The sequence below is a fragment of the Burkholderia sp. PU8-34 genome (assembly GCF_053427725.1).
Genome location: NZ_JBSAXC010000001.1, coordinates 445,249 through 471,021 on the forward strand (window position 1 = coordinate 445,249; position 25,773 = coordinate 471,021).

Sequence of the window (25,773 nt, forward strand, 5' to 3'; positions counted from 1 at the left end):
CGTCCCGTATCGCGCGACGCACCGCCGCCCGGCATCGGCATCACTTCAACCCGCCCGCGAAGCCGCGCAGCAGATAGCGCTGCACATACCCCGCAACCGCCAGCGTCGGCAGCGACGCAATCAGCCCCGCGCTCATCAGGTCGCCCCAGTCGATGCCGTTCTCGGTCACGTAGCCGGCGATCGCGAGCGGCAGCGTGAAACGGCTCGGCGTCGACACGAACAGCAGCGCGAGCAGGAACTCGTTCCATGCGGCGATGAATACGAAGATCGCGGTCGCGACCAGGCCCGGCGCACAGAGCGGCAGCACGATCTGCACGAGCCGCCGCGCGAGCCCCGCGCCGTCGAGGCACGCGGCTTCCTCGTACTCGACGGGCACGTCGCGCACGAACGCGAGCAGCATCCAGATCGCCATCGGCAACGCGTAGATCTGGTACGCGAGCATCAGTCCGACCGACGAATCGAGCAGGTGCAGCCGTTTCGCGAGCGCGAACAGCGGCACCGCGATCGTGATCGGCGGCATCAGCTTCAGTGCGAGCACCAGCACGAGAAACAGCAGGTCGAGACGCGCAGGAAACCGCAGACGGACGAGCGCATATGCGGCCGGAAACGCGAGCGACAGCGCAACGAGCGTCGTGCCGAACCCGACGAGCAGCGAGTTCAGCAGCGGGCCGGCAAGGCCGCTCGCCCACACCGACGCGAAATGCTCGACGGTCGGCGCGGCCGGCCAGAACCGCAGCGGGTGGTCGAGCCGCTCGAGCGTCGGCATGAACGCCCCGCCCGCCATCCACAGGCACGGCAGCAACAGCAGCGCGAGCGCGACGCTCCGCAGCGCCCACGGGAACGCGCGCGCGATCGCATGCAAAAGCGCACCCAAAAACACAACGCGGCCGACTGCTGGCCGTTGCGGCGCACGGGCCGCCCCCTGCGCTACGCGCGCCGCTTGCGAACCGTTTGCCATACGTACCCCGAGACGAGCAGCGCGGACGCCGCGAGCATCAGCACCGACGCGGCGCTCGCCGGCCCGACGTTGAAGAAGCGGAACCCCGTGTCGTAGATGTAGGTCGACAGCGTCTGCGTCGCGTTGCCGGGGCCGCCGCCCGTCAGCGCATAGACCTTGTCGAATAGCTTGAACGTGTCGATCGAGCGCAGCAGCAACGCCAGCCCGATCTGCGGCGCGGCGAGCGGCAGCGTGATATCGCGCAGGCACTGCCAATCGCTCGCGCCGTCGGTGCGCGCGGCCTCGTACAGCTCGTGCGGAATCGATTGCAGCCCGGCGAGCACGATCAGGAACGCCATCGGTGTCCACTGCCACACGTCGACCAGCATCAGCGACCACAGCGCGAGGTGCGGATCCGACAGCCAGCGCACGCCATCCACGCCGAACACCGCGAGCAGCGCATTCAGGAAGCCGTCGAAATTGAGCCAGTTGCGCCAGATCGCCGAGCACACGAGCGTCGACAGCATCATCGGCAGGATCGCGAGCGGCAGTGCGATGCGGCGCCCGGGGAACGCGCGCACGAACAGCAGCGCGAGGCCGAAGCCGAGCGCCACCTCGACGAGCGACGCCGCGATCGTGAAGCGCAGCGTGTTGCCGAAGCCGGCCGTGAACGCGTCGTCGCCAAGCACCGCGCGATAGTTCGCGAGGCCGGCAAACGTGCGGCGCCCCGCCGCGTAGTCGACGTGGCAGAACGAATCGATCAGCACCTGCACGACCGGATACAGCGCGAGCGCGGCGAGCACCAGCAGCGCGGGTCCGAGCAACGCGACGAACGGCAGGCTGCGGCCGAAGGCCTTCATGCGCGGCAGTCTTTCGCTCATGCGGCGCACGCCGTCACTTGCCCGCCGCGGCCATCGCCTGCGCGATCTTCTGCTGCGCCTGGCGCAGCGCCGCATCGGGCGCGGCCTGCCCCGTCAGCGCGAGTTGCAGCTGATCGCCGAGAATGCTCTCGATCTGCTGCCAGTCCTTCACGCGCGGCCGTGCGCGGCCCGCTTCGAGCGCCTTCAGCTGATCGGGATACCACCGGTATTGACGGACCAGCGCCGCATCCTCGAACACGCTCTTGCGGGTCGGCGGAATACCGAGCGCGGCGAGGCGCGCCTGCGTATCGCGCGACGTCAGGTAAGCGAGAAAATCCTGCGCGAGCTTCGCGTGCGGCGCGTCCTTCGGAATCGCCATCTGCCAGATGCCGAGCATCGGCGCGGGGCCGGCGGTCTGTCCCGGCGGCGCCTGCAGCGCGATCTGGCCGGCGACGCGCGACTGCTTCGGATCGTCGAGCGCCGGAATCCACGCGGGCCATACTTCGATCGCCTGGGCGGCGCTGCCGCGCTGCAGCGTGTCGCGCACTTCCGCGGCGCCGTACACGTCGACGTCCTTCGGCGCCGATGCCTTCAGCGCGAGGAAGGTCTTGAGCGCGGCCTGCGCCTCGCGCGAATCGATCGTCACGTTGCCCGCGCGGTCGAGCACGTCGCCGCCGTACGCCCACAGGATCGGCAGGAAACCCGTGACGACCGGATTGCCCTTGGTGCCGCGGAACACGACGCCCGACACGCTCCGGTCCGCGCCGCCGACCGTCTGCGCGATCTTCAGCACGTCGTCCCAGTTGCGCGGCGGCTGCAGCTTGTACTTCGCGAGCAGGTCCTTCCGGTACGCGAACATCTCGACGTTGCCGACAACCGGCAGCGCGTACAACCCGCCCGCCGCGTTACGGCCGAGCGCGACGGTCGACGCGACCAGGTCGGCGTCGGCGAGCGTCGCCGGCAGCGGCTTCAGCCAGCCGTTGCCGATGAATTCCGGCGACCACGTGTCGTCCATCATCACGAGGTCGTAGGCGCCGGTGCCCTCGCGCATCGACAGCTTGAGCTTCTGGTAGAGGTTCGCGTTCGGCAGCTTCAGCAGTTCGATGTCGGTGCCCGGGTGCAGCTTCGTGAAGCCGGCGACGGCGTCGGCCAGCCCCTTGCCGTAGATGTCGTCGCGGCCGGCAATGACGAGGTCCGCGGCGGCAGCATGCGACGCGAAGACGGAAAGCGCAACGGCGGCGGACAGCACGCGCAGGCGGCTCAGCAGGGTCATGTGGTCTCTCTCGATCGGCATGTTGGCGGGGCGGCCATGCGTTGCACACGTGTGCAACGCGAGCGGCAGGTTCAACGAATCGGACCGCCCGAAGCGAACGCCATTGTTCACGCCGATCGTTAAGGATTTGTGGCAGGTGGCGGCGGGAATCGCGCCGTCACCTGCCCGCCGCCTTCGCGACCGATCAGAAATTCACGCGAATCCCCGCCATCACCGCCAGCTGCCGGTTCGAGTTGCTGTTGGCAAGCATCGGAATCTGCGCGTAGTCGACCGCGTTGCCGTTCGCGTCGGTGCCGAGCCCCGTGCCGCTCGCAAGCTGGCCGATCGCGACCGCATACAGCGCGGTGCGCTTCGATAGCGCGTAGTTCGTGCCGACGTTTACCTGGTGGAAGCGCGTCGTGCCGCGTCCGTCGGTATGCGCGGCGTTGAAGAGGTACGCGACGCCACCCTGCAGCTCGGGCGTGAACTGGTACGTTACGTTCAGCTCGCAGATGTCGAACGTGAACGCTTGCGGCCGCGGCTGCGTGCTCGTCGAGAAATAGGTGCTGTCGTCGAGACGCGTGTGCGTGTAGGTCAGCGCGACCGTTGCCGCGCCGAACGTCACCGAGCCGCCAGCGCCGAACGCACGCATCGAGCGCGCGTCCTGCAGCAGGCAATACATCGCGCCCGGGTTGCTGCATGCGAAATCGCCGATGTAGCCGCTCTGGCCGCCGAGCGCCGCGTCGAGCGGCTGGCGCAGGTTCAGGTAGCCGACCGCGAGCGACACCGGCGCGCGGTTGTACGACACGGCGAGCGCATAGCCGCGCTTCGCGGAGAAGTCGCCCGCCTGCCCGCCGAAGCTGAACGTGCCGCCGAACGTGAGCCCGTTGAGGTCGGTGCTCGTGAACTTCACCGCGTTGTTGAAGTTGAACGCGGCGTTCAGGTTGTCGACGTCGCCGAGATGCGAACCGTACGGCGTCGCCCAGTTGTTGCTCGACACGTAGGCGCCCAGCATGTCGGTGTACGAATCGTATTGCCGGCCGAGGCCGAACGTGCCGATCGTGTCCTTGCGCAGTCCGACCCACGCCTGCCGGCTGAACGCCGTGCCGCCCTGCAACGCCTGCCCGTTCGCGGACAGGAACTGCTGCTCGAGCGTGAACACCGCGTCGAGCCCGCCGCCGAGCGGCTCCGCGCCCTGGAACCCGAAGCGCGACGGCACGAGGTTGCCGCCGCCCATCTGCCATGCATGGCCGCCGCCGACGCTGCCGTCCGCGCGCGTGAACTGCTGGTTCGTCGAGTAGATGATGCCGGTGTCCACGGTGCCGTAGAGCGTCACGCTGCCTGGGGTCTGCGCGTGCGCGTGCATGCAGGAAACCGCTGCCGCCGCCGCGGCCAGTCGTCGTCCGTTCGTCATGTCCCGTCCCTCTGTGTCATTCCATTCGCAGTGCGAATCGACTTTGTTGATGATGTGGGTGACGGGACTCTATCCGGCGAAAATTCCGGACCTCTATCTCAAATCGGCAAACGGTGAATGGCGAAAGATGAATGGTGAGTGGCGAGCGGCGTGTGCAGTCACGCGCCGGATCACGCCGCGATTGGCTTGCTTGGCTTGCTTGGCTTGCTTGGCTTGCTTGGCTTGCTTGGCTTGCTTGGCTTGCTTGGCTTGCTCGGCTTGCTCGGCTTGCTCGGCTTGCTCGGCTTGCTCGGCTTGCTCGGCTTGCTCGGCTTGCTCGGCTTGCTCGGCTTGCTCGGCTTGCTTGGCTTGCTCGGCTTGCTCGACAAGCGTCACGCGGGCCGTAACGTCTGCGACGGCAGCTCGCCGAACAGGTCGCGGTACTCGCGCGCGAAATAGCCGAGATGCGTGAAGCCCCAGCTCGCGGCCGCCTCGCCGACGCCGAGCTGCTGCGCGGACGTCGTGCGCAGCAGGCGCCGCACCGCGTTCAGGCGGATCGTGCGCAGGTACGCGACGGGCGTCACGTCGGCGACGCGCTGGAAGCCCGTCTGCAGCGTGCGGCGGCTGCAGCGCAGCGCGCGGCACAGCTCGAGCACGGTGACGGGTTCCTCGGGCCGCTCGCGCAGGTGTTTCTCGCAGCGGCGCACGATGTCGCTGTAGGTTGCATGCGTGATGTCGCGGCGCTCGGCGCCGGCCGCCTGGTCGAGCGCATCGAGGAACATGCCGAGCATCGCGTCGCGGAACATCTTGCGCGTCGCCGCGTATTCGAGGCAGCCGGGGTTGCGCTGCGCGTCGTCGATCAGCGCCGACAGCCGCGCGCCGAGCGCAACGCCCTGCGCATCGGACAGCCGCGTCACGTGCCGCAACTTGCGCACGCCGGCCGCGCCTTCGCCGGTCGCACCGAACTCGGCCTCGCACAGCTCGTCGATCATGTCCGACGCGGCGCTGATGCCGACGAGCCCCATCCCTTCGGGCGTATGGAACTCGAAATCCTCGCCCGCGCGCAGCGCGAGCAGCGCATAGCCGTCGACCGGCTGCCCCTGGAACGTGCCCGCGAGCGGCATCGACAGCGGTACCGCGAGCGACGTGCGCCCGGCGGGCGCGAGGCCCGTCTGCGCGACGCGCCGGTTGGTCGTCTCGCGAAAGAAATGGAAATCGTCGTACAGCACCTGCGTGACCGTGCCCTTGAACGGACCCGGCGTCATCTGGCGGTAGACCTGATGCCAGCCGGCGATCGCAAGCCCGTGGTCGTGCACGTCTTCGTGTGAGCGTGACTGGAACAGCATCGGCGTCTCCGGTAAAACCCTGATCCATCGGGGCCTGCCATCAGCGGGAACAGGCCCCGGCGCGCGTCCGCCGGCGGCACGCGGCGGGACGCAACGCGACAGCTTACCCTCGCAATAATCGTCGCAGTGCGGTTTCGAACGCGTGGCACGCCGCCGACAGCGCGGCGCCCTGCTCGTCCGTCAGCCGCACATAGCGGCGAAACGACGGCATCCGGTTCACGACCTCGCTGCCGCCGTACGGCACGACGGTCAGCGTCCATCCGTTGCCATGCGCGTCGATTACACACTCGGTGAGATGCAGCGGCCGCAGCGCGCCAGCCAGCGACGGTTCCGCAACCAGCGCCGCGACAGTACGCGCGAAATCGGCGTCGCATCCCGGCTGCGGCACTGCACGCACGCCGGTCGGCCGCAGCCAGCCGGTCTGCGTCACGCGCGCGCTGCCGTGCATGGCCGGTCCGGGTGCAGTCACTGCGATCCGCACGCTGACCGTGTGCATCAGGAACTGCCGCGCGACTTGCTCGGCGATGTTCACCCGCACGCCGTTCGGAAGCCGCGCTGCCCCGTTCTCGCCGTCCCGCGCCGCGTGCAGGTCGGCCAGCACGCGAGCCGCGATCGCACCGGGCCGGTAGCCGGGCGGCGGCGCGTCCGCCGATGCGTTCGGCGCGACGCGCCGCCGTGCGAGCGCGGCCTTCATCCCGCGACGCGCTCGTTGCGCAGCACTTCCTCGACCGGCACCGGCTTGAACGGATGCCGGCGCTGCACCACGATCGTCCAGAACAGCGCATACAGCGCGGTGAGCCCGAGCATCGCGCCGAACGGCACATAGATGTCGCGCGGGTTCATCCCGGGCGGCGTGATGTACCAGATCGCGAGCACGATGCCGACGCTCGACACGATCTGCGGCAGCGGGAACCACGGCGAGCGGTACGGGCGCGGCAGGTCCGGGCGGCGGATCCGCAGCATCACGACCGACGCGGTGACGAGCAGGTACGCGGTGCCCCATGCGCAGGTCGCGGCAAGCACGAGGTGCAGGATGCTGTCGAGGTTGCCGTTGATCAGCCACGCGTGGAAGATCGGCACGACCGCCGCCGCGACGATGCCGACCACCGGCGTCTTGAAGCGCGGATGCAGGTACGCGAAGCAACGCGGCAGCGCGCCGTCGATCGCCATCCCGTACAGGATGCGCGGCAGGCCGGCCATCAGCGTGTTGATCGTCGCGGCGCCCGCGCACAGGAACGCGATGCCGAACCAGATGCGGCCGAGCGGCCCGAGCACCTGCAGCGCGAACGCGGGAATCGCGCCGGGCGTGTCGAGCAGGTGCGTGAGGCCGTCCGGGCTGACCGGCACGTTCGGCACCTGGCGGCGGATCGCCGCGCCGTACAGGAACATGCAGATCGCGACGCCGACGAGGCCGATCGCCATCGCGCGCGGGATCGTGCGGCCCGGCGCCTTCATTTCCGGCGCGAGCGGCGTGACGAACTCGCAGCCGACGAACATGAACATCGCCATCCCGACGAGCGACAGCACGGCCGGCACCGTCGTGCCGACTTCCGAGCGGCCGAACCAGCCGTCGAGATGCACGGCGGGCGCGGCCGCGATGCCGAGGATTCCGAAGATCATCAGCGACAGCCACATGCCGGCCGTCAGCACGATCTCGAGCTTGCTGAATACCTTGATGCCGATGATGTTGGTGATCGCGAACGTGATCACGAGGCCGACGCCGACGAGCCACGAGCTGTTGTGCTTCTCGAACGCGGCGTTCAGCGATTCGAAGTTGACGAGCGCCATGATGCCGCTCAGGATCGTCTCCGCCGTGCCGGCGAACACGTGGACGAGAAAATACGCGGAAATCGTGCCGGTGATCGCCCAGAAGCGGCCGAGCCCGCATGACAGGTAATCGTAAACCGAGCCCGCCGTCGGCAGCATCGCAGCCGCCTCGGAGAACGTCGTCGCTTGCGCCTGCATCATCACGAACGCGATGATCATCGCGACCGCGAACGCCCAGCCGCCCATTCCGAAGCCCGACGTCGCGGTGAGGATCACCGGGCTCGCCATGATGAGGCCGACGGCGCTCGCCAATGCGGTCGGGAACCCGACCGCGCCTGCTTTCAGCGCGGTGCCGCCGCCCGCTTCGGCCGGCGCGCCGGCGGATGTTTCTGCTGCTGCGCTGGTAAACCCTGACGTACCCGACATGCTTGTCTCCTTTGTCGACCGGAGCCGGCGCTTTGGCGCTCGCTCCGTTCCCATGCGAATCGATGTCGAAAAAATACGCAGGCAAAAAAACCATGACATAGCGCAAATCGGCAAACCGGCGGGCGGCGCACGCACCGCCCGCCCCGGGGCCGGTCGCGCTTACGCGAACGGCACCGCCTCGAAGCCGGCCACGAGCGCGTCGACGATCCGGTCGAGCTGCTCGCGCTGGATCACGAGCGGCGGCGACAGGATGATCTTCGTGCCGACCGGGCGCACCAGCACGCCGTGCTCGCGCGCGACTTCGGCGACAGCGTTCGCGTAGCCGGACAGCGGATCGATCGGCTCGCGCGTCTGCTTGTCCGCGACGAGGTCGAGCGCGAGCATCAGCCCCTTGCCGCGCACCTCGCCGACCGCCGCGAACCGCCCGGCGAACGGCTTGAGCGCTTCCAGCAGGTACGCGCCCTGCTTCGCCGCGTTCGCCGGCAGATCCTCTTTCAGCACGATGTCGAGGCTCGCGATCGCGGCCGCGCACGCGACCGGGTGGCCCGCGTACGTGTAGCCGTGCATGATCGCGCCGCCGAAATCGGCGTTCGCCGCGAACGCGTCCTCGATCCGCGCATTGACGGCCGTCGCACCGAGCGGCACGTAGCCGGACGAGATGCCCTTCGCGAGGCACATGATGTCCGGACGCACGCCCCAGCCGCGGCTGCCGAACAGGCTGCCGCTACGGCCGAAGCCCGTCACGACTTCGTCGGCGATCAGCAGCACGCCGTAGCGGTCGCACACCTCGCGCACGAGCGGCCAGTAATTGGCCGGCGGGACGATCACGCCGCCCGCACCCTGGATCGGCTCCGCGATGAACGCGGCGACCGTGTCGGGGCTCTGGAACAGGATCTCGCGCTCGAGCAGCTCCGCGCAGATGCGGCCGAGTTCTTCGGGGTCCTGCGTGAACGGGTTGCGGTACAGCCACGGCGTCTCGACGTGGAAGCAGCCCGGCAGGTTCGGCTCGTAGTTGCGGCGGAACACCGTGTTGCCGTTCACCGACGCGCCGCCGAAATGCGTGCCGTGATAGCCCTGCTTCAGCGAGATGAACTTCGTGCGGTCGGCCTGGCCGCGCACCTTCCAGTACTGGCGCGCGATCTTCAGCGCGGTCTCGATCGAGTCGGAGCCGCCCGAGCTGTACAGCACGCGGCGCATCCCTTCCGGTTCGAGCATGTCGATCAGCATCTTCGACAGCTCTTCCGCGCGCGGATGCGAGATCCCGTCGAACAGCTGGAAGTATTCGAGCTCGTCGAGCTGGCGCACGATCGCGTCCTTCACTTCCTTGCGGTTGTGCCCGACGTTCACGTTCCACAGGCCCGCGACGCCGTCGACGAGCTGCCGGCCGGTTTCGTCGAACACGTAGCAGCCGTCGCCGCGGACGATGCGGATCGGCTTGCGCCGCTTCATTTCGTTCGGGTGCAGCATCGGGTGCCAGAACTTCGCTTCGTTGTAGCTCATTGCAGTCTCCAGTTTCGGACAGGTATGCCGCGCCGCGCGTCAGTGCGCGATGCAGACGGATTTGGTTTCGGTAAAGCCTTCGATTGCGTACTGGCCGAACTCGCGGCCGATGCCCGACTGCTTGTAGCCGCCGAACGGCATCGACGGGTCGAGCGGGATATGGCAGTTCACCCACACGGTGCCGGCCTCGATTTGCGGCACGAGGTTCATCACGCGCTTCAGGTCGTTGCTCCAGATGCTCGCGGCGAGGCCATACGGCGACGCGTTCGCAAGGCGCACGGCGTCCGCCGCGTCGTCGAACGGCAGCACGACCACCACGGGGCCGAACACCTCGTCGCGCACGATCGCGCTGTCGGGGCGCGGATCGGCGATCACCGCCGGCTTCACGAAATAGCCGGGCAGATCGTCGGCCGGCGTGCCGCCGGCGAGGAACGTGAGGCCGTCGCGGCGTGCCTGCTCGATGTGCGCGACCACCTTGTCGCGATGGTGCGCGGACACCAGCGGGTTGATCTGCGCGGTCGTGTCGAGCCCCGCGCCGAGCTTCATCGACTGCGCGACGCCCGCGAGACCGTCCGCGAGCTGCGCGAACTTGCTGCGGTGCACGTAGATCCGCGACGCGGCCGCGCACACCTGCCCCTGGTTGAAAAACGCACCGGCCGCGACGCCTTCGAGCGCTTGCGACACGTCGACGTCGTCGAGCATCACGATCGGGTTCTTGCCGCCGAGCTCGAGCGAGAAGCGCGTCATGTTCTGCACGGCCGCCGCGCCGACCAGCTTGCCGGTCGCGGTCGAGCCCGTGAACGAGATCTTCGCGATCGACGGATGGCTCGCGAGCGCCGCGCCGCACGTGCGGCCGCCGGTGACGACGTTGAACACGCCCGGCGGCACGCCCGCTTCCCGCGCCAGTTCGGCGAGACGCAGCGCGGTGAGCGGCGTCTCCGGCGACGGCTTCAGCACGATCGTGCAGCCCGCCGCGAGCGCGGGCACGAGCTTCCACACGGCGATCATCAGCGGGAAATTCCACGGCACGATCGCGGCGACGACGCCGACCGGCTCCTTGCGCGTATAGGCCGTATAGCGCGCGCCGGGCGGGAACGGGATCGACACGTCGAGCGTCTGGCCGGTGATCTTGGTCGCCCAGCCGGCCATGTAGCGCACGTATTCGACGCTCGCGCCGACCTCGATCGCGCGCGCGATGTGGATCGACTTGCCCTGGTTCAGCGTTTCGAGCTGCGCGAGGGTTTCGGCGTCGCGCTCGATCAGGTCGGCGAGCTTCAGCAGGATGCGTTCGCGGTCCGCCGGGCGCAGGCCGCTCCACACGCGCGTATCGAAGGCGCGCTTCGCGCTTGCAACGGCGCGCTCGACGTCGTGTTCGTCGGCATCCGCAACCGACGCGAGCCGCTCGCCCGTCGCCGGGTCGTGCACGTCGAGCCGCGCGGCCGAGTGCGCGGGCTGCATCGCGCCGTCGATGAAAAGGCCGAAATCGCGCGCGACAAAACTGCGCACGGTGTCGCTGACGGCGACGAAATTCGTTGAGGTCATGGGCGTCTCGAGAGTGTCGTGGCTGGGCCGCGTGCGACGCACGCGGGCGTCGCATCACTGTATCGAGCGGGGTTGGCGCGCGGTTAGCGCAAATTGGCAGCGCGTGGCGGGTAGACGCGGATGTGTGCGCTTGTCCGCTCAATTACAGGAACAGCGCCCCAACCAGCTCGGTCCGGTTCGACACGCTGAGCTTGCGGTACATGCGCATCAGGTGGGTCTTGACGGTCGGCGGGCCGAGCGCGAGATCGCGCGCGATCTCCTTGTTCGAGCGGCCGTCGCGCACGAGGCGCGCGATCTGCTCCTCGCGATAGGTCAGGCGTTCCTCGCAGCCGATCCGGTGTATCCCGCGCCGGGCGCGCAGCAGCGGACTCAATGCAGCTTCCGCGACGGGCTGCAGGCGCACGAGTGCATCGATTTCCCCCGGCATGAACCGGCTGGCCGCGTGACTCGCATCTCCACGCCGCCCCACCGTTCGTTCGCCGGTCGCGCCTTGGCCGGCCGCGCCAAAGCGCAGCAGCGAGAACGCGCCAACCGTCCGCCCCGCATCGCGCAGCCAGATTTCGACGACATCGGCAACATCGTGACGACGCAGGAAGCGGGTCCAGTACGCGGATGCATCGCGACGCTCGTCGGGCAGTTGCGACGCGAGCGTGACGACCGCGCCGGCGCCCGTCGCGCAGCGGGACGGATGCAGCGGATCGAGCATCCGGTAGCGGGCAACGTAGGTGCGGTGCATCGATTCCGGCATCCCGAACAGCTCGAAATCGGCCGGTTCGCCGCTGTCGTCAAGCCGGTAGAACACGATCGCGGACGGGCTGGCGAACGCGTCGAACGCGTCCGCGCACGCACGCAACGCGTGCTGCCAGTCGGCTGCGGCAACGGCGGCGGCGTCGGCGTCGGAAGGAACGGATGAGGTCGGCGTGATGGGCATCGGCAGGCGGGCGGACGCATCGGATGTCGGGGCAGACTACAGGCGGCGGCGGGCAGCGCGTGAGCACGAATCGGCAACGCGTCGGCGTCACGCCTCCCGCGCCGCATCGACGCAGAACGCGTACACCGGCTGAATCATCCGGCCGGGCCCCGCCTGCTCCAGCGGATGGTGCCCGGCATCTTCCAGCATCACGGGATTCAGCGGAACGCGATCGATTTGCATCAGAAACCGTTCACTCGGATGCAAGGGCGTCCACGGGCCGCACTTGCCGGCCCTGCCGGGCGCCCGTTGTCAGGACAGGCCGGTCGAGGCAGACGTGCCTGTTCAGGAAGTCGAGCTGCAGCGCGATATTCTGCAGACAGACCGCCTCGTCTTCGAGATGAAGCTCGAAGTGGTTGCCATCCAGCAGATGAAATTCGCATTGCGGGATGCGCATCGCCGCACGCCAGGCCGCCGACGCGGGCGTGACCGTGTCGCGCCGGCCGGCGACGATCAGCGTCGGCGCCGTCACGCGACGGGCCGAGCGAATCGGGCTGTAGAACGGCACTTCCAGGAAAACCCGGGCAAGCACCTTGTTTTCCCAGTTGGCTCCCGCCGGAAGCAATCGGGCGTAGCCTTCCCGGCATTCGGCGCTCGTCAGCGCCGCGACGTCGCCGGGACGCCCGACGATCGGCCGATAGTACGGATAGCCGAACAGCCTGCCGCCGTGGTCGAGCAGCGCCGCCAGCGCCAATCGCGGCAGCACGTGCATCGGCATCTGTCGCGTGCTGGCGATGCCGCTTACATGCGGCACCTGGGCGATCACCGCATGAATCCGGCGATCGTTCGCGGCCGTTTCGATCACGTGCCCGCCGGAAAACGACGTACCCCACAGCACGATGCGTTCCGGATCGATGCCGGACAGCGTGCGCACATGCGCGACGGCCGCGGCCCAATCTGCGAGGTGCCGGCGCGGGCTGACCCAGTGCCGGGGCGTTCCGTCGCTGTCGCCGAAATTGCGATAGTCGAACAGGTATACCGCGTACCCCTGCGCGATGAAGCGCCGCGCAAACGCGTGCAACCCCGCCGCGCGTGTCGCGCCGAAGCCGTGCGCCATCACGATGACAGGCGGGTTCGCGCCGGCATGCGGCAGCATCAGCGTCCCGGCGCAATACTCGCCGTGGCTCGGAAATCGGGAATCGAAGCTGAGCATGGTCGTCTCCGGTCACGCGGACGCGGCCTGCCGGTTGGCCAGACGAGCGATGGATGCGTCCGCACCGGTCACTGCGCGGCGGAATTCGAGCGCGGGATCGGCAATCGCGTCCTTCAGCAGCATCTCGCGATCGGCCTCGAGGCTGTGGAGCACGCGCCACGGCAACGCCCGCCCCTGGCGCGGCAGCACGCTCTGGCCGCGCTGCACGTAGCCGGACTGCAACGAACCGAGGATCGATTCGTCGAGCATTTCGTCGTTCGGCGCGCGTGCCGTCACCATGTCGAGGCCTTCCTCATCCATGTGCTTCAACAGGCGGCACACGTAGGCCGCGGCCATGTCGACCTTGAGTGTCCACGGCGCGTTGGTATAGCCGAACAGGTAGGCGAAATTCGGAACGTCCTGCACCAGCACACCCTTGTACGTCATCACGTTGCTGACCTCGATCCGCCGTCCGTCGACATGCACGTTCATGCCGCCGAGCGATTGCAGTTGCAGCCCGGTCGCCGTGACGATGACGTCCGCTTCGAGCGTCTGGCCGGATTTCAGCAGGATCCCGTTTTCCGTGAACGTGTCGATGTGGTCGGTCACGACGGACGCCCGGCCGTCGCGGAGAACCTTGAACAGATCGCCGTCCGGAACCGCGCACAGACGCTCGTCCCAGGGGTTGTAGTTCGGCGTGAAGTGACGCATGTCCACGCCGCCGCCGAGCTGCTTCTCGACATGGGACAGCAGCCAGGACCGGATCCGGCGCGGCCACCGCTTGGCGGCCTTGTAGAGGAAGCGCTGCAGCCGGATATTCCGCCAGCGCGCGATGCCGTATACCCAGCGGGTCGGCAGCACGCGATCCAGCGCGGCGGAAAGCTTGTCGTAGGCCGGCACCGAAAAGATGTAGCTCGGCGAGCGCTGCAGCATGGTGACATGGGCCGCCTTGTCGGCCATCGCGGGCACGAGCGTGACGGCCGTGGCGCCGCTGCCGATCACGACGACGCGCTTGCCGCGATAGTCGAGATCGTCGGGCCAGTGCTGCGGGTGAATGCGCAGCCCCTTGAAGCGCGCCTGCCCCGGAAAATCCGGCAGAAAGCCCTGGTCATGGTTGTAGTAGCCGGTGCACGGAACGAGGGTCTTGCAGGTGAAGGTCGACGTCTGCCCCGTGCCTTCATGCCGGGCGCTGACCGTCCAGCGGCGCTGCTCGGTCGACCACGACGCGTCGTCGATCCTGACGCCGAAATGGATGAGCCGGTCGACGCCATGCTCGCGCGCGGTGTCGGCAATATAGCGCCGGATCGACGGGCCGTCGGCGAGAACCTTGTAGTCGTGCCACGGCCGGAACCGATAGCCGAAGCTGAACATGTCCGAATCGGAGCGGATCCCCGGATAACGGAACAGGTCCCACGTACCGCCGATCGCGTTGCGCCGCTCGAGAATCCCGACGCGCTTCCCCGGGCACTCCCTTGCCAGATGGCACGCTATGCCGATACCGGAAATGCCGGCGCCAATGATCAATACGTCGTAGTCGGCGTTCATCGAAGGTCTCCTCGCTCGCTTTGATTGATGAGCACACTCTAGCGACGGCGACGCGCCGAAGTTTGACGTCACGAGACGATTGTTTTACATTTTGAGCCATGGATGCCTTGGTGAGAGCGAGCGGCCTGCGTGGCTACCCGGCCTTGATGCGCGACCTGGGATACGATCCCGCGCCGCTGATGCGCCGTTATCACATCGCGGAGGCGTCGCTCGACACGGACAACGCGATGATTTCGCTGCGTTCCGCGACGCATCTGCTGGAAGCCAGCGCCGACGTCACCGGATGCGGCGATTTCGGCCTGCGCATGTCGCTGCACCAGAGCATCGACGTGCTCGGCCCGGTCAGCATCGTGATGCGCAACGCGCCCACCCTCAGGGACGCGCTGAACGACGTGGTCCGTTACCTGTTCGTGCACAGTCCGGGCATCGTCCTGACGGTCAACGAGCGCAACCCGACCGTGAAGGACACGGTGGAGGTGTCCGTCGAGCTTCGCCTGTCCGGTCACGTCAACATGCGCCAGAACATCGATCTCTGCCTCGCGGACGCGCACAATTTCCTGCGGTTGTTTGCGGGAGACAAATACGATCTGCGCGCCGTGTCGATCCCGCACGATCCGGTCGTCAGCCGCGGCGTATACGAGCGATTCTTCGGCGCGCGATTATTGGAGGAGCCCGCCAGAGCAACCCTGCACATCGGTCGCGATACGTTTGCCATCGGCGTCCAGGGCGCGAGCGCAACCCTTCGCCAGATCGCGGAAGACTATATTTTCCGCAACTTCGGCGAGGCTCAGGGGAGCACGTCCGATCGCGTCCGCCAGGTGCTGCGGCAGACGCTGGGGGCGTCGAGCTGCGACAAATCCAGTGTCGCGTCGCTGCTCGCGATGCATCCGAGGACGCTGCAACGCCGTCTGTCGGAAGAGAACACAAGTTTCGAGATCCTCAAGGATGAGGTTCGCCAGCACCTCGCGGTGCATTACCTCCGCAACACCCGACTGACGATCGGCCAGATTGCGCTGATGCTCGGCTTTCCGGCGCAGTCCGCGTTGTCGCGCGCGTGCCGGCAGTGGTTCGATCTCACGCCTTCGCAGGTTCGTGGTGGCGATCGGCGGGATTTCAGCGGGTTCGAGAAAGAGGCTGAGGATCAGGCCTCGAGCGACATGCCACGGTGACGCGCATGACGCATCACGAGCGACAACTGCCTGACGCTGGCGGCCGATGCGACCTACTTCGGCCCGTCAACCGACCGTTACCTGGACGGCAGCTTCCACAGTACAACGGCCGCTCAATTGATTCGCATCGCAACGCGGCGTTCGGCCTAAGATTTGCTGCCGGCCAGGGCGGCATTGGCTTCTTCGAACAGCCGCATGTTCTTCTCCAGATCGTAGCGTTGCTCGAGGAGGGTCTCCGGGTCCCACTCACTGCGCACGACACCAAAAAAGTCGCCACCGTAAACGTGGATCGCGCCCGTCAAACGAGAAATCGGGTTGGTCACTGAATGAATGACGTTGAGCCCAAGTGGTTCTGCGTCCTTCTCGCATAGCGCCTTGGCACCAGCGGCCTCCACCCTGCCGTTCGCACTGCCCGGGATGCGACGCCAGAAAATATTGTCCTCGCGGCCGGTGTACACGCCAACGACTGCCCACATTTGATGGTTATGGGGCAAGAACATCATTCGAGGGCCCCAGATGACGTTGAGAATCGTCAGGTCCTCTGAATGGTAGAGCTTCTGAACCTCGGCGCGCCTTGGCTCCCCCAATCCCTTGAGAACACTCGCAGGATCCGCAACCGCGCGAGCGACCACTTCATGGACCGACTTGTGCGATGGGTCCTCAGCCAGAGCAAGGCGGCAGTCTGCGATGAACCGTTCCGGATCGAACATCATCTTGACCTCCCAACGCAAAGGTTGAAGCCGAAGACCATCGTTCAAAGAATACCAAGTTTGCAGAGCGCCAGTAATGCACCTTTGAATCGCTCGGGAAATACATGGCGACGATCCGATCGCGGGGCGACACGAACCGTTCGCCGGCAATGTTCCGGCTGTTCGCTTGTATCCCTAACGGCCAGTCGATTGCCACGCTGTAGATGATTCGCCCACACGCCGGCGAAGCAGTCGGCCTGCAGTTCCATGCGCACCGACAGCGCGTTCGCGTGCGCTTCGCTCGACCGCCGGCGCGCGGGCGTCGACCTTCCCGGAAATGCCGGGCAGGTTCTGCACGTGATGGTCGACCTCGTGCGCGATCACGTATGCCTGCGCAAAATCGCCCCGCCCCCGCCCGCGCCGAAGCGCCGGCGCAGTCCGCGCTGTCGCGCGCGTGCCGGCAGTGGTTCGATCTCGCGCCTTCGCAGGTTCGTGGTGGCGATCGAAACGGCAGCCGGGCCATCGGGGTGTAGTATTCCCCTCATGTTCACGTTGTCGTTCGGGTTCGACGGCGCGCAGATTGAGCGCATCCTTGGCCGCGGCAAGAACGTCAAGCCGGTTGGGCTTGCCAGCAACGCCAATGAAACGTTCGTGGCGTCGGCCGTGACAACGGCATTCATCGGGTTCATGTCATGTCAAGCGAGTGGAAGCGTCGTTTCCGGCTGTTTATCCAGCGCTTCTGGCAGCCGACCAGCGCGTGCATGACCTGCATGCCGGGAAGCTGGGGCAATGTGACGAGCCTTGTGCACTGGACGATAGCACTCCAGACCGGTCTGCTCACCGGCGTTCTGGCCGTACTTTTGACGTTCACGCCTGCAGCGAAACTCTACTCGCATCGATACGGCAATGCGCTGATCGTCGGCTTGCTGACAACCTTGGGCGATGCCTACTCGCATGCAAGCCACTACCGCATACCCTTTGTCGAGCACGTCGTGACGGGGGTGATTTCCGGCCTGTTGACGTTGATTGCGTCATATCTCTTTGAAGACCGCGCGCGACGCCTCCGGGCGGCATGGGCGCGCATCACTGCTCGCGAGCCGGTGCGCTGACGCTGGTTGATCGCGGCTGTTGCGGGCGCCAGCATTCTGGTGCGGCAAGAAGGCGTTGTTCGCTTTGATCCCGGGTGTGGCATCCGATGTCGCGTTCGGATCAGTTCCCGCCACGCCTGCACCGACGATGCGAGTCGCATGGTCGGACGGGTGGTCATGGAGAAGCAGCATGCTTTGCGCACGTGGCATTTGAATTGACACACGAGCGCTGCAGTCACGGCGCTCATGGTCGCAATGGGACTACACTGAAAAAGTAATATCTGGAGGGGAAAGTGATGACAAATTCTGACCCCCAAAGCACCTTCAGGGGGCTGCCGCTTACCGCGGAGCAGGACGCGGAAGTCAGGCACTACATAAAGGTCCAAATCAGGCGTGGCCTGCCGTGGGACACGCCGGAGCTGAGCGCGATGCTCAAGGACATGCTGCTACCCCCGGGTGACAGTGACGGTGACGGCGACGACAATGCCGACACCCTGGAAGACGAAACAAAAGCGGCTGCTGAGCGCGCAACGGCCTCGGTTGACGAAGCGATGGATCCGATCGAGGCGAGTGAGGAGCGAAATGCGGCCATGGAGTCGGAAAGCATGAAAGGCCCCAGACGATAAAACCGCGGGCAATGATGCTTGCTTCCTGGCAGCGCCTCATGCGGGGGATCGTGAGGCATGCGTCATGGGTACGCTGCGCATGATTTCAACGCTTGAACGGGTGGCGTCGCCCCCGAGGCACCGAGCACCGAGCCAGCGACATCTCCGCTGAACACGAGGGGGCCGAACATGCGGCTGATCGAACCGGATGAACACCGAAACTTTCTGGCGACCCTGGCGCGCCGTGGTTTGGCAGAAGGCGATTTCGATCTTCAGGAAACGGATACGACGGACCCGAAGGGTGACGAGAACCTCGGACTACAGGGCTATGTCACCATAACCCGGCTCTCGACGCAGATTGCGAAGGAATACGTGATCGGCGACGAAAGCGACTGGCTACAGCACTTCAGGAAAGATCTCGAAGCGGGTGCCTTCAATAGACCGGAATGAGATCCCGAATTCCGTCGAAGCGCGGGGGAGGTATACGATTCCGCGATAGCGTCCGGACTTGGTGTACATCCCTCGAAGGCGGGCCACGTACGTGTGAGTTGCACGGACTTCGTCATCCACGATGGTTTCCTTGCAAGCACCCTCTGCAAGAATTTCACGCAATCGCCCCCACCCGCGGCCGCGGATTCCGCCCCCCATTAATTTTCGACAGGCCGGTGTTGTCGCCACCTGTGGGCAGACGTCAATGTTTGCGATGCATCCAGCCCATGTGGTGGGAATCCAGCCACAAAGTCATATTCGCGCCAGAATGCTCACTCCAATAACGGCGAACCAGCGCGACTGCGACAACCGCGACCACCGCACATCCAACCACCACACCGATCATCGACTGAGTCATGGCAGCCTCCACACCGAACGCGACCATGACTGAATTTTAGGCGGCTTGAGACGCTATTTCCCGATACCTGCGTCATGCGCAGAACCCCTCATTGCATCTGGGGCCACCGACTTGCCGGCCATCTTCGTCACCGCGCCGCGAACGTATCGCACGCGCTCAACTCACCCGACTCGAGCCCGCGCCGCAGCCAGTACACACGCTGTTGGCTGGTGCCGTGCGTAAAGCTCTCCGGCACTACATAACCCTGCCCTTGCTGCTGCAGGCGATCGTCGCCGATCGCCGCAGCCGCCTTCAACCCCTGCTCGAAATCGCCGGGCTCGATGAGCCGCTGATTCGCGCGCTGCGCGTTGTTCGCCCACACGCCGGCGAAGCAATCAGCCTGCAGTTCCATTCGCACCGACAGCGCGTTCGAGTGCGCTTGGCTCGATCGCCGGCGCGCGGCGTCGACCTTCCCGGAAATGCCGAGCAGGTTCTGCACGTGATGGCCGACCTCGTGCGCGATCACATACGCCTGCGCAAAATCGCCGCCCCCGCCGAAGCGCCGGCGCAGTTCGTCGTAGAAGCCGAGATCGATATACACCTTGCGGTCGCCCGGACAGTAGAACGGCCCCATCGCGGTCTGCCCGGTGCCGCACGCCGTCGGCGTCGCGTTCGTGAACATCACGAGCTTCGGCGGCTGGTACTGCTCGTGCAGCTGCATCGTGAAGATGGTCGTCCAGGTCCGTTCGATGTTGCCGAGCACCTTGCGGGTGAACACCGCGCCGGCGTCGGTCGCAGGCGGCCCCTGGCGCTGCGCCGGCGCAGGCTGCGCATGTTGTTGCGCGCCTTGCAGCGCAGACGCGCCTTCGAGAATCACGCGCGGATCGATGCCGAAGAAATACGATGCGGCGAACGCGACGACGAGCGTGCCGATGCCGATCGTCGCGCCCCGCCCGCCGCCCAAACCACCACCCGCACCGCGGCGGTCCTCGACGTTCTGGCTTTCGGTTTCGTCGTCCAGCCTCATGGCCGGCTCCTCCCTTCGTTGTCGTTTGCCGGCCGGACAGACCCCGGCAGGCGACAGATTCCCATTGCGACGGAAAGCGTCCGGCTCGCCATCGCGCGGTGGCGCCGAAGCCCGGCAACCACGCAACCGCGGCACCACCCGGCCAGTCACGCGTGACCACCTCGCAGACATGTCGATACACGACAATCGGGGCGCCCGAATGACAGACCGGCGCGTCCCGCAACGGCGCGCGTGGCCGCCGCCATTTTGCCGCCCTTGGCGGCTTATCGCAAAAAAATACGGAGCATAGAGCGATCGAGCCGGCGACATCGTCATTCTTTGCAAAATGACGGCACGTGCGGCCCGGGAGGATGAGACGACGAGAGGACAGGCGCAAGCCCGTTTCGGTTACTTGTCCTGTCATCGAGAAGACGAAGCGGGCTTGCGCGCCCGCCACATGGTCACGCCGCTGCGGTTTACTTCGCGCGCCCCCTGCGAACGTCGCTCACCGCGTCGAGCAGGCGATACTTTCGGATCTTTTCGTAGAGCGTGCTCTTCGCAATGCCGAGCTGGCCCGCAGTCTTCGTCAGGTTGCCGGCATGACGCGCAAGCGCGCGGCGGATCGATTCCGCCTCGGCCTTCCTCAACGAATCGTCGGCATTCGGCACGAGCGCGTCGGTGGCCCGCACGGTGCTCGTATCGATCGACACCGCCGCCCCGATCTCCGCAGGCAGCTTGTCCGCCTTGATCACGGGGCCGTCCGACAGCAGCAGCGAGCCTTCGATCGCGTTGCGCAGTTCACGGACGTTGCCGGGCCACGAATAGCGCAACAGGCGCGCATACGCATCGTCGTCGAACGACCTCGGGGAGAGGCCGTAGCACTCGCACAGGTGCCCGAGCCAATGCGCGATCAGCGCGGGCAGGTCCTCGCCACGCTCGCGCAGGTTCGGAATCGACACGGTCGTGACCGCGATCCGGTAGTACAGATCCATCCGGAACTGGCCTTTCGCCACGGCGTCCTTCAGATCGCGGTGCGTCGCCGCGACCAGCCGGAAATTCACCCTGCGCGGCGTGTTCTCGCCAAGCCGATAGATTTCGTTCTCCTCCAGCACGCGCAGCAGATGCGGCTGGATGTCGAGCGGCATTTCCCCGATCTCGTCGAGAAACAGCGTGCCGCCGTCAGCCGCCTCGATCTTGCCCGCCGCACCGGACTTGCGTGCGCCGGTAAAAGCGCCCTCCGCGTAGCCGAACAGTTCGCTCGCGAGCAGGTCTCTCGACAACCCGCCGCAATTGAGCGCGACGAACGGACCGTCGGCGCGATCGCTCGCCTGGTGGATACCCTGCGCGAACAGCTCCTTGCCGACGCCGGTCTCGCCGAGCAGCAGCACCGGCACTTTGGACGGCGCGAGCTGGCGCGCACGATTCACGGCCTCCCGCAATGCGGCGCTATCGCCGACGATGCGCTCGAACCCTCGCTGCACACCGCCCTGCCGTTCCCGTCCCCGCGCGATCGGGACGGCGCCGCGGGGATTCGCGATGCCGGGTGTCACGATCATGTAGCCAAGCACGTCCGCGCCGTCACGCACCGTTTCGATGTGGCTGCGCTCCAGCCAGGCCGGCGCACTCGCCGGCAGGCGGCCGTCGCCCGCATAGTGCTCCAGTTCCGGCAGCGCGAACGCCGCGTCGCACCGGATGTCGAATCCGAGCCGCCGCAACACGGGAACGACCTGCGCGTTGGCCTTGACGAGCCGGCCGCGTTCGTCGACGACGAGCACCGCATCGGCGGAAGACGCACCGAAGCGCGACGCGCAGCGGTCGAGCAGGCTCAGGCGGCGCGCCATGCCCTCCTTCGCGAGCCGGCTTTCGATACGGCCCGCAAGCGATACCGCGAGCGCAAGGCTGTACTGGTTGTAGGTCTCCGCAAGCCCCGAGATGTCGATCACGCCCAGGACGTGCCCGTCGCGCGGATCCTGGATGACGGTCGCCGAGCAGGTCCAGCGCTTGATGCCCGCGCAGAAGTGCTCCGCGCCGTGGATCTGGACCGGCTGCCTGAGCGCGAGCGCGGTGCCGATCGCGTTGGTGCCGCAATTCAGCTCGGTCCACTCGCAGCCCGGAACGAGGCCGACCTCTCGCGCAGGCTCGACGATCCGCATGTCGCCTTCCTGCTGGAGGATCATCCCGCTGGGATCGGCCAGCAGCATCACCGTGCCCGTCTGCGAAAGGAAATCCCGGGTCTGCTGCATCAGCTGCAGACTGGCATCGACCAGGCGAACGTTCGACGTGCGCCACTGCACGAGCCCGTCGTCATCGAGCGGCGGCGGTGCACGGTCGACGCCGGGATCGACATGGCCGACGAGACAGCGCTGCCACGAATCGTCGATCACGCCGCGTACGTCGGGCGAATGCCACTCGCTGCCCGTCACCAGATGCTCCCAGGCGGCCATGATGCTCGCGTCATGACGCGGACTGGGAAACCAGTCCATCGGCGTGCCTCTCTGTTGCATGTCTGTCTCCTGACGGTTTCGCGACGCCACGAACCGCACGGCCGTCGCAGCGGCCTTTTTGTCGACTGTGTGGGGCGCCCGGCCGCAGCCGGCGGCGAGCGTGGCGACTATCGTACTCCGTTCCGGCACGGCGACGGCCGTCCGGCGTCAACCATCACAAGCAATCCGCGCGCCAGCAAGCGGCCTCCCGCAAACCGTCGTCCAGTCCCGCCCGCCGGCGAGAATCGACGACCGAAAAGAAACCGGCCGTTCGAAAATCGAACGGCCGGAAATCGAACGCTTCCCGCGAACAAGGGGCGAGGCCGGCGAACGCCGAGCCCCGCCATCAGCGTCAAACATCAGATCATTGCGCGCGCTCCGGAACCGGCAATTTCACCCATTCCGCGTAGAACGCATCGATATCGGGTTCGAAATCGTGAATGACCGGGTACCACGGCGTCGGCGCCTCGACGTCGTGCATCGCGCCGCAGGTCGGGCAGTAGTATTCGCGGTAGACCTGCCATTGCGTGTCGGGCGCCATCAGGCGTGGGTAGACCTCGTCCATCGCCTCTTCGGATTCGCGCACGAAGATGTTCGCGTGCAGCTTCCAGTTGTCGCGGTAATCGCAGAACACGTGGCCGCAGTCGCACTGCGTGACCCAGTGCTTCGTCGCCCATTGCTGCACGATGTACAGGTGCGGGCCGAGCGGCAGCACGATGCGGTCCTTCCAGCCGAGCTTCTGCTGCAGCGCGTCGACATACATCCGGAAGCGCTCGCCGTCCTTCGGCATCGACAGCATGCGCAACGTCGTGTCCCAGTCGAGCTTGCCGTCGACCATGTTCCTGATCTGTTCCTTGGTGTAGGTAGACATCTCCAGTTCTCCATGTGGGTGATAGCGAATGGGCCGGGTCACTCCTCGACCAGCACCACCGTATTGACGTCGGGCATCTTCGACAGGTCCATGCGGAACTTCGAGCCGTAGGTCGGCACGTCGAGCTCGTCTTCGGTGAGCGTCCACGTATCCGGCAGATCCCAGAACTTGCGGAACTGCTGCTCGAATTTCGTCGACAGGCCAAAGCTCGTCGCGAACATGTGCTGAACCTGCGTCGATGCATGCTTGAGCAGGATCCGCTCGCGCTCGCCCTTCATCCACTCGCGGGTCGGCTGCGAGCGCGCGAGACGCTCGTTGCGGATCTCGATGCGCCGCAATGCGGTTGCTTGCGCATCGACCGTCCAGATGCCGTTGGCGTCCCGCGTCGCGACCGCCCCGTAGACCTTCTGCGCATATTCGGGCAGCAGCACCGCGTTGTTGAGATCGCGTTCGATCGCGTCGATCTCGCGGTCGAGCGGATCGCCGAAGCCCGGGCCGCCGCGCAGGTAGTTCAGGTACAGATCGTAGTTGCTGTAGCAATCCTCCGTGGTCATGCATTGCTGGTCGCGCTTGACGACCGCACCGGCGTTCAGATGGTTCTCGTAGTCCGGCAGGTCCGGATTCGTATCGCCGCCGAGCGGCAGGCTTTCGCCGAGCGCGATGCGCTCCTTGATGCCCGTGCGATGCGCTTCGAAGCGATAGCCGGTGGCAGGCGGGTAGCCGCCCATCAGGCCCCAGTCGCTGTTCATGTAGCCGTTGCCCATGAAGAACATGGTCCAGTCCTGCGCCTTCCAGACCATCCGCAGCGTCTCGAAACCGCAACCGCCGCGGTACTTGCCGTAGCCGCCCGAGTTCGATTTCACGTTGCGGCCGAGGTACAGCAGCGGTTCGGCCATCTCCCAGATCTCGATGTCACCCATGTCGCCTTCGGGGTTCCAGATCGCGGCCGCGTGGTTCAGACCGTCCTTGATCGCGCACGCGCCGGTGCCGCACGACGACGCCTCGAAGCTGTTGACCGCATGGATATCGCCGTCCTGGTTGATCCCGCCGCCCTGCAGCCAGTTCGACGTGTTGGCGTTCCCCGCGTTGACTTCCTCGAGATAGCCGCGGCTGAAGTACGCCTGCGACAGGCCGCGCCACATCGCGCTCCAGCCCGACACCAGGAAGTGCCACGCATACGCATGCCCGGTGCGGCGGTCGTCCGGGTTCATCCACGCGCCCTTGGGCAGGTGGAATTCCGTGCCGAAATACGCGCCGTCGTTGATGCGCTGCGTCGGCACCAGCGTCTGCGTCATCATCACCCAGATGCCGCTCGTGAACGCGACCTGGTGCGCGTTGTACGAGTGCCAGCCCCAGCGGCTCGCGCCTTCGAAATCGAGACGCCACGAGCCGTCCTTGCGGATCTCCATCTCGACCGGCGAATGCATGATCGAGTCGAGCTTCGCGAACGCCGATGACGTCTGCACGTCCGGATGGTTGTACGGCACGTCGACGAACGCGACCTTGCGATACTTGCCGGGCAGCGTCATCGCCTTGATGCGCGTCTGCAGGCCGCGCCGCCCTTCCTCGATCACCTCGAAGCTGAATTTCTCATACGCGTCGAGCCCTTCCTCCTCGATCACATCCGCGATCAGGTCGCGGATCATGTGGCACCCGGCGATACGCGTGCGCTCGTCGAGAATCCAGTACTTCGGCGTGCGAACCGAGCGCTGGCTCTCGTGCAGCCAGTCGCGCAGCGGCGTGTCGTTCACCCCCGTCTTGCGGCACGTGATCATGTAGCCGTCGCCGAAACGCTGCACCTGGCCCGTCGACATCGAGCCCGGCGTCACCGCGCCCGTATCGATCACGTGCGTGACGCCGCCGACCCAGCCGACCAGCTTGCCGTGCGCGAAGATCGGCACGATCGTCGCGATGTCGCACGGGTGGACGTTGCCGATCGAGCAGTCGTTGTTGGTGAACATGTCGCCGGGCTGAATGCCCGGATTGGCTTCCCAGTTGTTCTCGATCATGTACTTGATCGCCGCGCCCATCGTGCCGACGTGGATGATGATCCCCGTCGACGTGAGCACGCAGTCGCCCGCCGCGTTGTAGAGCGTGAAGCACAGCTCCCCTTCCTGCTCGACGATCGGGCTCGCGGCGATCTTCTTCGCCGTTTCGCGCGCATGGACGAGGCCGCCGCGCAGCTTCGAGAACATCTTCTCGTAGCGGATCGGATCGCGCTCGCGCAGCTCGAGCCGCTCGAGTCCGTTGTAATGACCGGTTTGCGCGGTGCGCTCGAGAATGGCGTCGCGAAACTGCTTGAGCGTCTGGCCGTTCTTCAGCAGATCGGCAAAACCGACTTCCTGGCTGGACATCATGTTCATCGC

Annotated in this window: 25 protein-coding genes and 1 pseudogene; 4 read left to right on the forward strand and 22 right to left on the reverse strand. The window is 66.3% G+C overall.

Going from position 1 to position 25,773, the window contains the following annotated elements; translation table 11 throughout:
- Positions 1-40: 40 nt before the first annotated feature.
- The 14 genes from ACV22Z_RS01945 to ACV22Z_RS02010 form a co-directional block, all read right to left on the reverse strand.
- The gene (locus ACV22Z_RS01945; RefSeq protein ID WP_448074632.1) at positions 41-958 is read right to left on the reverse strand and encodes a carbohydrate ABC transporter permease; all 918 of its coding nucleotides are present in this window, start codon (positions 956-958) and stop codon (positions 41-43) included.
- Positions 928-1,797, reverse strand: coding sequence for a carbohydrate ABC transporter permease (locus tag ACV22Z_RS01950; RefSeq protein ID WP_448075142.1), 870 nt, complete (start codon positions 1,795-1,797; stop codon positions 928-930). Before ACV22Z_RS01950 ends, ACV22Z_RS01945 begins: the two co-directional genes overlap by 31 nt.
- A gap of 34 nt (positions 1,798-1,831) precedes the next feature.
- On the reverse strand, positions 1,832-3,070 hold the full coding sequence (locus ACV22Z_RS01955; RefSeq protein ID WP_448074633.1) for an ABC transporter substrate-binding protein: 1,239 nt from the start codon (positions 3,068-3,070) through the stop codon (positions 1,832-1,834).
- 184 nt (positions 3,071-3,254) lie between these two features.
- Positions 3,255-4,463 carry a porin gene (locus ACV22Z_RS01960; RefSeq protein WP_448074634.1) on the reverse strand — a complete coding sequence of 403 codons (1,209 nt, stop codon included), beginning with the start codon at positions 4,461-4,463 and terminating at the stop codon, positions 3,255-3,257.
- 93 nt (positions 4,464-4,556) lie between these two features.
- On the reverse strand, positions 4,557-4,838 hold the full coding sequence (locus tag ACV22Z_RS01965) for a hypothetical protein (RefSeq protein WP_448074635.1): 282 nt from the start codon (positions 4,836-4,838) through the stop codon (positions 4,557-4,559).
- Positions 4,835-5,788: a helix-turn-helix domain-containing protein gene (locus tag ACV22Z_RS01970; protein ID WP_448074636.1), complete on the reverse strand. Its 954-nt coding sequence runs from the start codon at positions 5,786-5,788 to the stop codon at positions 4,835-4,837. The genes ACV22Z_RS01965 and ACV22Z_RS01970 overlap by 4 nt, the downstream gene beginning before the upstream one ends.
- A 103-nt stretch (positions 5,789-5,891) precedes the next feature.
- The gene (locus ACV22Z_RS01975; protein ID WP_448074637.1) at positions 5,892-6,482 is read right to left on the reverse strand and encodes a DUF3156 family protein; all 591 of its coding nucleotides are present in this window, start codon (positions 6,480-6,482) and stop codon (positions 5,892-5,894) included.
- On the reverse strand, positions 6,479-7,981 hold the full coding sequence (locus ACV22Z_RS01980; RefSeq protein ID WP_448074638.1) for an APC family permease: 1,503 nt from the start codon (positions 7,979-7,981) through the stop codon (positions 6,479-6,481). Before ACV22Z_RS01980 ends, ACV22Z_RS01975 begins: the two co-directional genes overlap by 4 nt.
- Positions 7,982-8,140: 159 nt before the next feature.
- The gene (locus ACV22Z_RS01985; protein ID WP_448074639.1) at positions 8,141-9,481 is read right to left on the reverse strand and encodes an aminotransferase class III-fold pyridoxal phosphate-dependent enzyme; all 1,341 of its coding nucleotides are present in this window, start codon (positions 9,479-9,481) and stop codon (positions 8,141-8,143) included.
- Between the two features lie 39 nt (positions 9,482-9,520).
- Complete coding sequence (locus ACV22Z_RS01990; protein ID WP_448074640.1) at positions 9,521-11,023, reverse strand: aldehyde dehydrogenase family protein; 1,503 nt, start codon at positions 11,021-11,023, stop codon at positions 9,521-9,523.
- A 142-nt stretch (positions 11,024-11,165) separates the two neighbouring features.
- The gene (locus tag ACV22Z_RS01995) at positions 11,166-11,954 is read right to left on the reverse strand and encodes a response regulator transcription factor (RefSeq protein ID WP_448074641.1); all 789 of its coding nucleotides are present in this window, start codon (positions 11,952-11,954) and stop codon (positions 11,166-11,168) included.
- 87 nt (positions 11,955-12,041) lie between these two features.
- Positions 12,042-12,176 carry a hypothetical protein gene (locus ACV22Z_RS02000; protein WP_448074642.1) on the reverse strand — a complete coding sequence of 45 codons (135 nt, stop codon included), beginning with the start codon at positions 12,174-12,176 and terminating at the stop codon, positions 12,042-12,044.
- Positions 12,177-12,186: 10 nt separating this feature from the next.
- Entirely contained in the window at positions 12,187-13,146 is a 960-nt protein-coding gene (locus tag ACV22Z_RS02005) for an alpha/beta hydrolase (RefSeq protein ID WP_448074643.1), read from the reverse strand.
- Between the two features lie 12 nt (positions 13,147-13,158).
- Positions 13,159-14,670 carry a flavin-containing monooxygenase gene (locus ACV22Z_RS02010; protein ID WP_448074644.1) on the reverse strand — a complete coding sequence of 504 codons (1,512 nt, stop codon included), beginning with the start codon at positions 14,668-14,670 and terminating at the stop codon, positions 13,159-13,161.
- A 98-nt stretch (positions 14,671-14,768) separates the two neighbouring features.
- Here ACV22Z_RS02010 and ACV22Z_RS02015 point away from each other — a divergent pair, with 98 nt between their 5' ends.
- Positions 14,769-15,839, forward strand: coding sequence for an AraC family transcriptional regulator (locus ACV22Z_RS02015; RefSeq protein ID WP_448074645.1), 1,071 nt, complete (start codon positions 14,769-14,771; stop codon positions 15,837-15,839).
- A gap of 146 nt (positions 15,840-15,985) precedes the next feature.
- Here ACV22Z_RS02015 and ACV22Z_RS02020 read toward each other — a convergent pair whose 3' ends face one another.
- The 3 genes and pseudogenes from ACV22Z_RS02020 to ACV22Z_RS02030 all read right to left on the reverse strand — a co-directional run bounded on the left by ACV22Z_RS02020 (position 15,986) and on the right by ACV22Z_RS02030 (position 17,217).
- Entirely contained in the window at positions 15,986-16,552 is a 567-nt protein-coding gene (locus ACV22Z_RS02020) for a hypothetical protein (protein ID WP_448074646.1), read from the reverse strand.
- A gap of 184 nt (positions 16,553-16,736) precedes the next feature.
- Positions 16,737-16,933, reverse strand: a pseudogene (locus tag ACV22Z_RS02025) (neutral zinc metallopeptidase); the annotation flags it as partial.
- Positions 16,909-17,217 carry a hypothetical protein gene (locus ACV22Z_RS02030; RefSeq protein WP_448074647.1) on the reverse strand — a complete coding sequence of 103 codons (309 nt, stop codon included), beginning with the start codon at positions 17,215-17,217 and terminating at the stop codon, positions 16,909-16,911. The gene ACV22Z_RS02030 and the pseudogene ACV22Z_RS02025, both read right to left, overlap by 25 nt.
- Before the next feature lie 3 nt (positions 17,218-17,220).
- Between ACV22Z_RS02030 and ACV22Z_RS02035 the strand changes: the two genes are divergently transcribed.
- The 3 genes from ACV22Z_RS02035 to ACV22Z_RS02045 all read left to right on the forward strand — a co-directional run bounded on the left by ACV22Z_RS02035 (position 17,221) and on the right by ACV22Z_RS02045 (position 18,671).
- Positions 17,221-17,637 carry a hypothetical protein gene (locus tag ACV22Z_RS02035; RefSeq protein WP_448074648.1) on the forward strand — a complete coding sequence of 139 codons (417 nt, stop codon included), beginning with the start codon at positions 17,221-17,223 and terminating at the stop codon, positions 17,635-17,637.
- Between the two features lie 275 nt (positions 17,638-17,912).
- Positions 17,913-18,242 carry a hypothetical protein gene (locus ACV22Z_RS02040; protein WP_448074649.1) on the forward strand — a complete coding sequence of 110 codons (330 nt, stop codon included), beginning with the start codon at positions 17,913-17,915 and terminating at the stop codon, positions 18,240-18,242.
- 168 nt (positions 18,243-18,410) lie between these two features.
- Positions 18,411-18,671 (forward strand): transcriptional regulator, encoded by a 261-nt coding sequence (locus tag ACV22Z_RS02045; RefSeq protein ID WP_448074650.1) that lies wholly within the window; start codon positions 18,411-18,413, stop codon positions 18,669-18,671.
- Positions 18,672-18,912: 241 nt separating this feature from the next.
- On the opposite strand, the gene ACV22Z_RS02050 is transcribed toward ACV22Z_RS02045, so the two are convergent.
- From ACV22Z_RS02050 to ACV22Z_RS02070, 5 genes are all read right to left on the reverse strand, one after another.
- Positions 18,913-19,068 (reverse strand): hypothetical protein, encoded by a 156-nt coding sequence (locus ACV22Z_RS02050; protein ID WP_448074651.1) that lies wholly within the window; start codon positions 19,066-19,068, stop codon positions 18,913-18,915.
- Between the two features lie 127 nt (positions 19,069-19,195).
- On the reverse strand, positions 19,196-20,074 hold the full coding sequence (gene ypfJ / locus ACV22Z_RS02055) for a KPN_02809 family neutral zinc metallopeptidase (RefSeq protein WP_448074652.1): 879 nt from the start codon (positions 20,072-20,074) through the stop codon (positions 19,196-19,198).
- A 455-nt stretch (positions 20,075-20,529) separates the two neighbouring features.
- Positions 20,530-22,557: a sigma-54-dependent Fis family transcriptional regulator gene (locus ACV22Z_RS02060; RefSeq protein ID WP_448074653.1), complete on the reverse strand. Its 2,028-nt coding sequence runs from the start codon at positions 22,555-22,557 to the stop codon at positions 20,530-20,532.
- Between the two features lie 343 nt (positions 22,558-22,900).
- Positions 22,901-23,407: an acetone carboxylase subunit gamma gene (locus ACV22Z_RS02065; protein ID WP_448074654.1), complete on the reverse strand. Its 507-nt coding sequence runs from the start codon at positions 23,405-23,407 to the stop codon at positions 22,901-22,903.
- 38 nt (positions 23,408-23,445) lie between these two features.
- Positions 23,446-25,770, reverse strand: coding sequence for a hydantoinase B/oxoprolinase family protein (locus ACV22Z_RS02070; RefSeq protein ID WP_448074655.1), 2,325 nt, complete (start codon positions 25,768-25,770; stop codon positions 23,446-23,448).
- Positions 25,771-25,773: the final 3 nt, after the last annotated feature.

Excerpts from the sequence above, each read along its gene's own strand:
- ACV22Z_RS01995 (WP_448074641.1), bottom strand. The coding sequence starts at position 11,954 with ATGCCCATCACGCCGACCTCATCCGTTCCTTCCGACGCCGACGCCGCC.
- ACV22Z_RS02045 (WP_448074650.1), top strand. The coding sequence starts at position 18,411 with ATGCGGCTGATCGAACCGGATGAACACCGAAACTTTCTGGCGACCCTG.
- ACV22Z_RS02015 (WP_448074645.1), top strand. The coding sequence starts at position 14,769 with ATGGATGCCTTGGTGAGAGCGAGCGGCCTGCGTGGCTACCCGGCCTTG.
- ACV22Z_RS01980 (WP_448074638.1), bottom strand. The coding sequence starts at position 7,981 with ATGTCGGGTACGTCAGGGTTTACCAGCGCAGCAGCAGAAACATCCGCC.
- ACV22Z_RS02050 (WP_448074651.1), bottom strand. The coding sequence starts at position 19,068 with ATGACTCAGTCGATGATCGGTGTGGTGGTTGGATGTGCGGTGGTCGCG.
- ACV22Z_RS02030 (WP_448074647.1), bottom strand. The coding sequence starts at position 17,217 with ATGAACCCGATGAATGCCGTTGTCACGGCCGACGCCACGAACGTTTCA.
- ypfJ (WP_448074652.1), bottom strand. The coding sequence starts at position 20,074 with ATGAGGCTGGACGACGAAACCGAAAGCCAGAACGTCGAGGACCGCCGC.
- ACV22Z_RS02005 (WP_448074643.1), bottom strand. The coding sequence starts at position 13,146 with ATGCTCAGCTTCGATTCCCGATTTCCGAGCCACGGCGAGTATTGCGCC.
- ACV22Z_RS02070 (WP_448074655.1), bottom strand. The coding sequence starts at position 25,770 with ATGAACATGATGTCCAGCCAGGAAGTCGGTTTTGCCGATCTGCTGAAG.
- ACV22Z_RS02065 (WP_448074654.1), bottom strand. The coding sequence starts at position 23,407 with ATGTCTACCTACACCAAGGAACAGATCAGGAACATGGTCGACGGCAAG.
- ACV22Z_RS02040 (WP_448074649.1), top strand. The coding sequence starts at position 17,913 with ATGACAAATTCTGACCCCCAAAGCACCTTCAGGGGGCTGCCGCTTACC.
- ACV22Z_RS02035 (WP_448074648.1), top strand. The coding sequence starts at position 17,221 with ATGTCAAGCGAGTGGAAGCGTCGTTTCCGGCTGTTTATCCAGCGCTTC.
- ACV22Z_RS01975 (WP_448074637.1), bottom strand. The coding sequence starts at position 6,482 with ATGAAGGCCGCGCTCGCACGGCGGCGCGTCGCGCCGAACGCATCGGCG.
- ACV22Z_RS01950 (WP_448075142.1), bottom strand. The coding sequence starts at position 1,797 with ATGAAGGCCTTCGGCCGCAGCCTGCCGTTCGTCGCGTTGCTCGGACCC.
- ACV22Z_RS01985 (WP_448074639.1), bottom strand. The coding sequence starts at position 9,481 with ATGAGCTACAACGAAGCGAAGTTCTGGCACCCGATGCTGCACCCGAAC.
- ACV22Z_RS02010 (WP_448074644.1), bottom strand. The coding sequence starts at position 14,670 with ATGAACGCCGACTACGACGTATTGATCATTGGCGCCGGCATTTCCGGT.
- ACV22Z_RS02060 (WP_448074653.1), bottom strand. The coding sequence starts at position 22,557 with ATGCAACAGAGAGGCACGCCGATGGACTGGTTTCCCAGTCCGCGTCAT.
- ACV22Z_RS01945 (WP_448074632.1), bottom strand. The coding sequence starts at position 958 with ATGGCAAACGGTTCGCAAGCGGCGCGCGTAGCGCAGGGGGCGGCCCGT.
- ACV22Z_RS02000 (WP_448074642.1), bottom strand. The coding sequence starts at position 12,176 with ATGCAAATCGATCGCGTTCCGCTGAATCCCGTGATGCTGGAAGATGCC.
- ACV22Z_RS01960 (WP_448074634.1), bottom strand. The coding sequence starts at position 4,463 with ATGACGAACGGACGACGACTGGCCGCGGCGGCGGCAGCGGTTTCCTGC.
- ACV22Z_RS02020 (WP_448074646.1), bottom strand. The coding sequence starts at position 16,552 with ATGATGTTCGATCCGGAACGGTTCATCGCAGACTGCCGCCTTGCTCTG.
- ACV22Z_RS01955 (WP_448074633.1), bottom strand. The coding sequence starts at position 3,070 with ATGACCCTGCTGAGCCGCCTGCGCGTGCTGTCCGCCGCCGTTGCGCTT.
- ACV22Z_RS01970 (WP_448074636.1), bottom strand. The coding sequence starts at position 5,788 with ATGCTGTTCCAGTCACGCTCACACGAAGACGTGCACGACCACGGGCTT.
- ACV22Z_RS01990 (WP_448074640.1), bottom strand. The coding sequence starts at position 11,023 with ATGACCTCAACGAATTTCGTCGCCGTCAGCGACACCGTGCGCAGTTTT.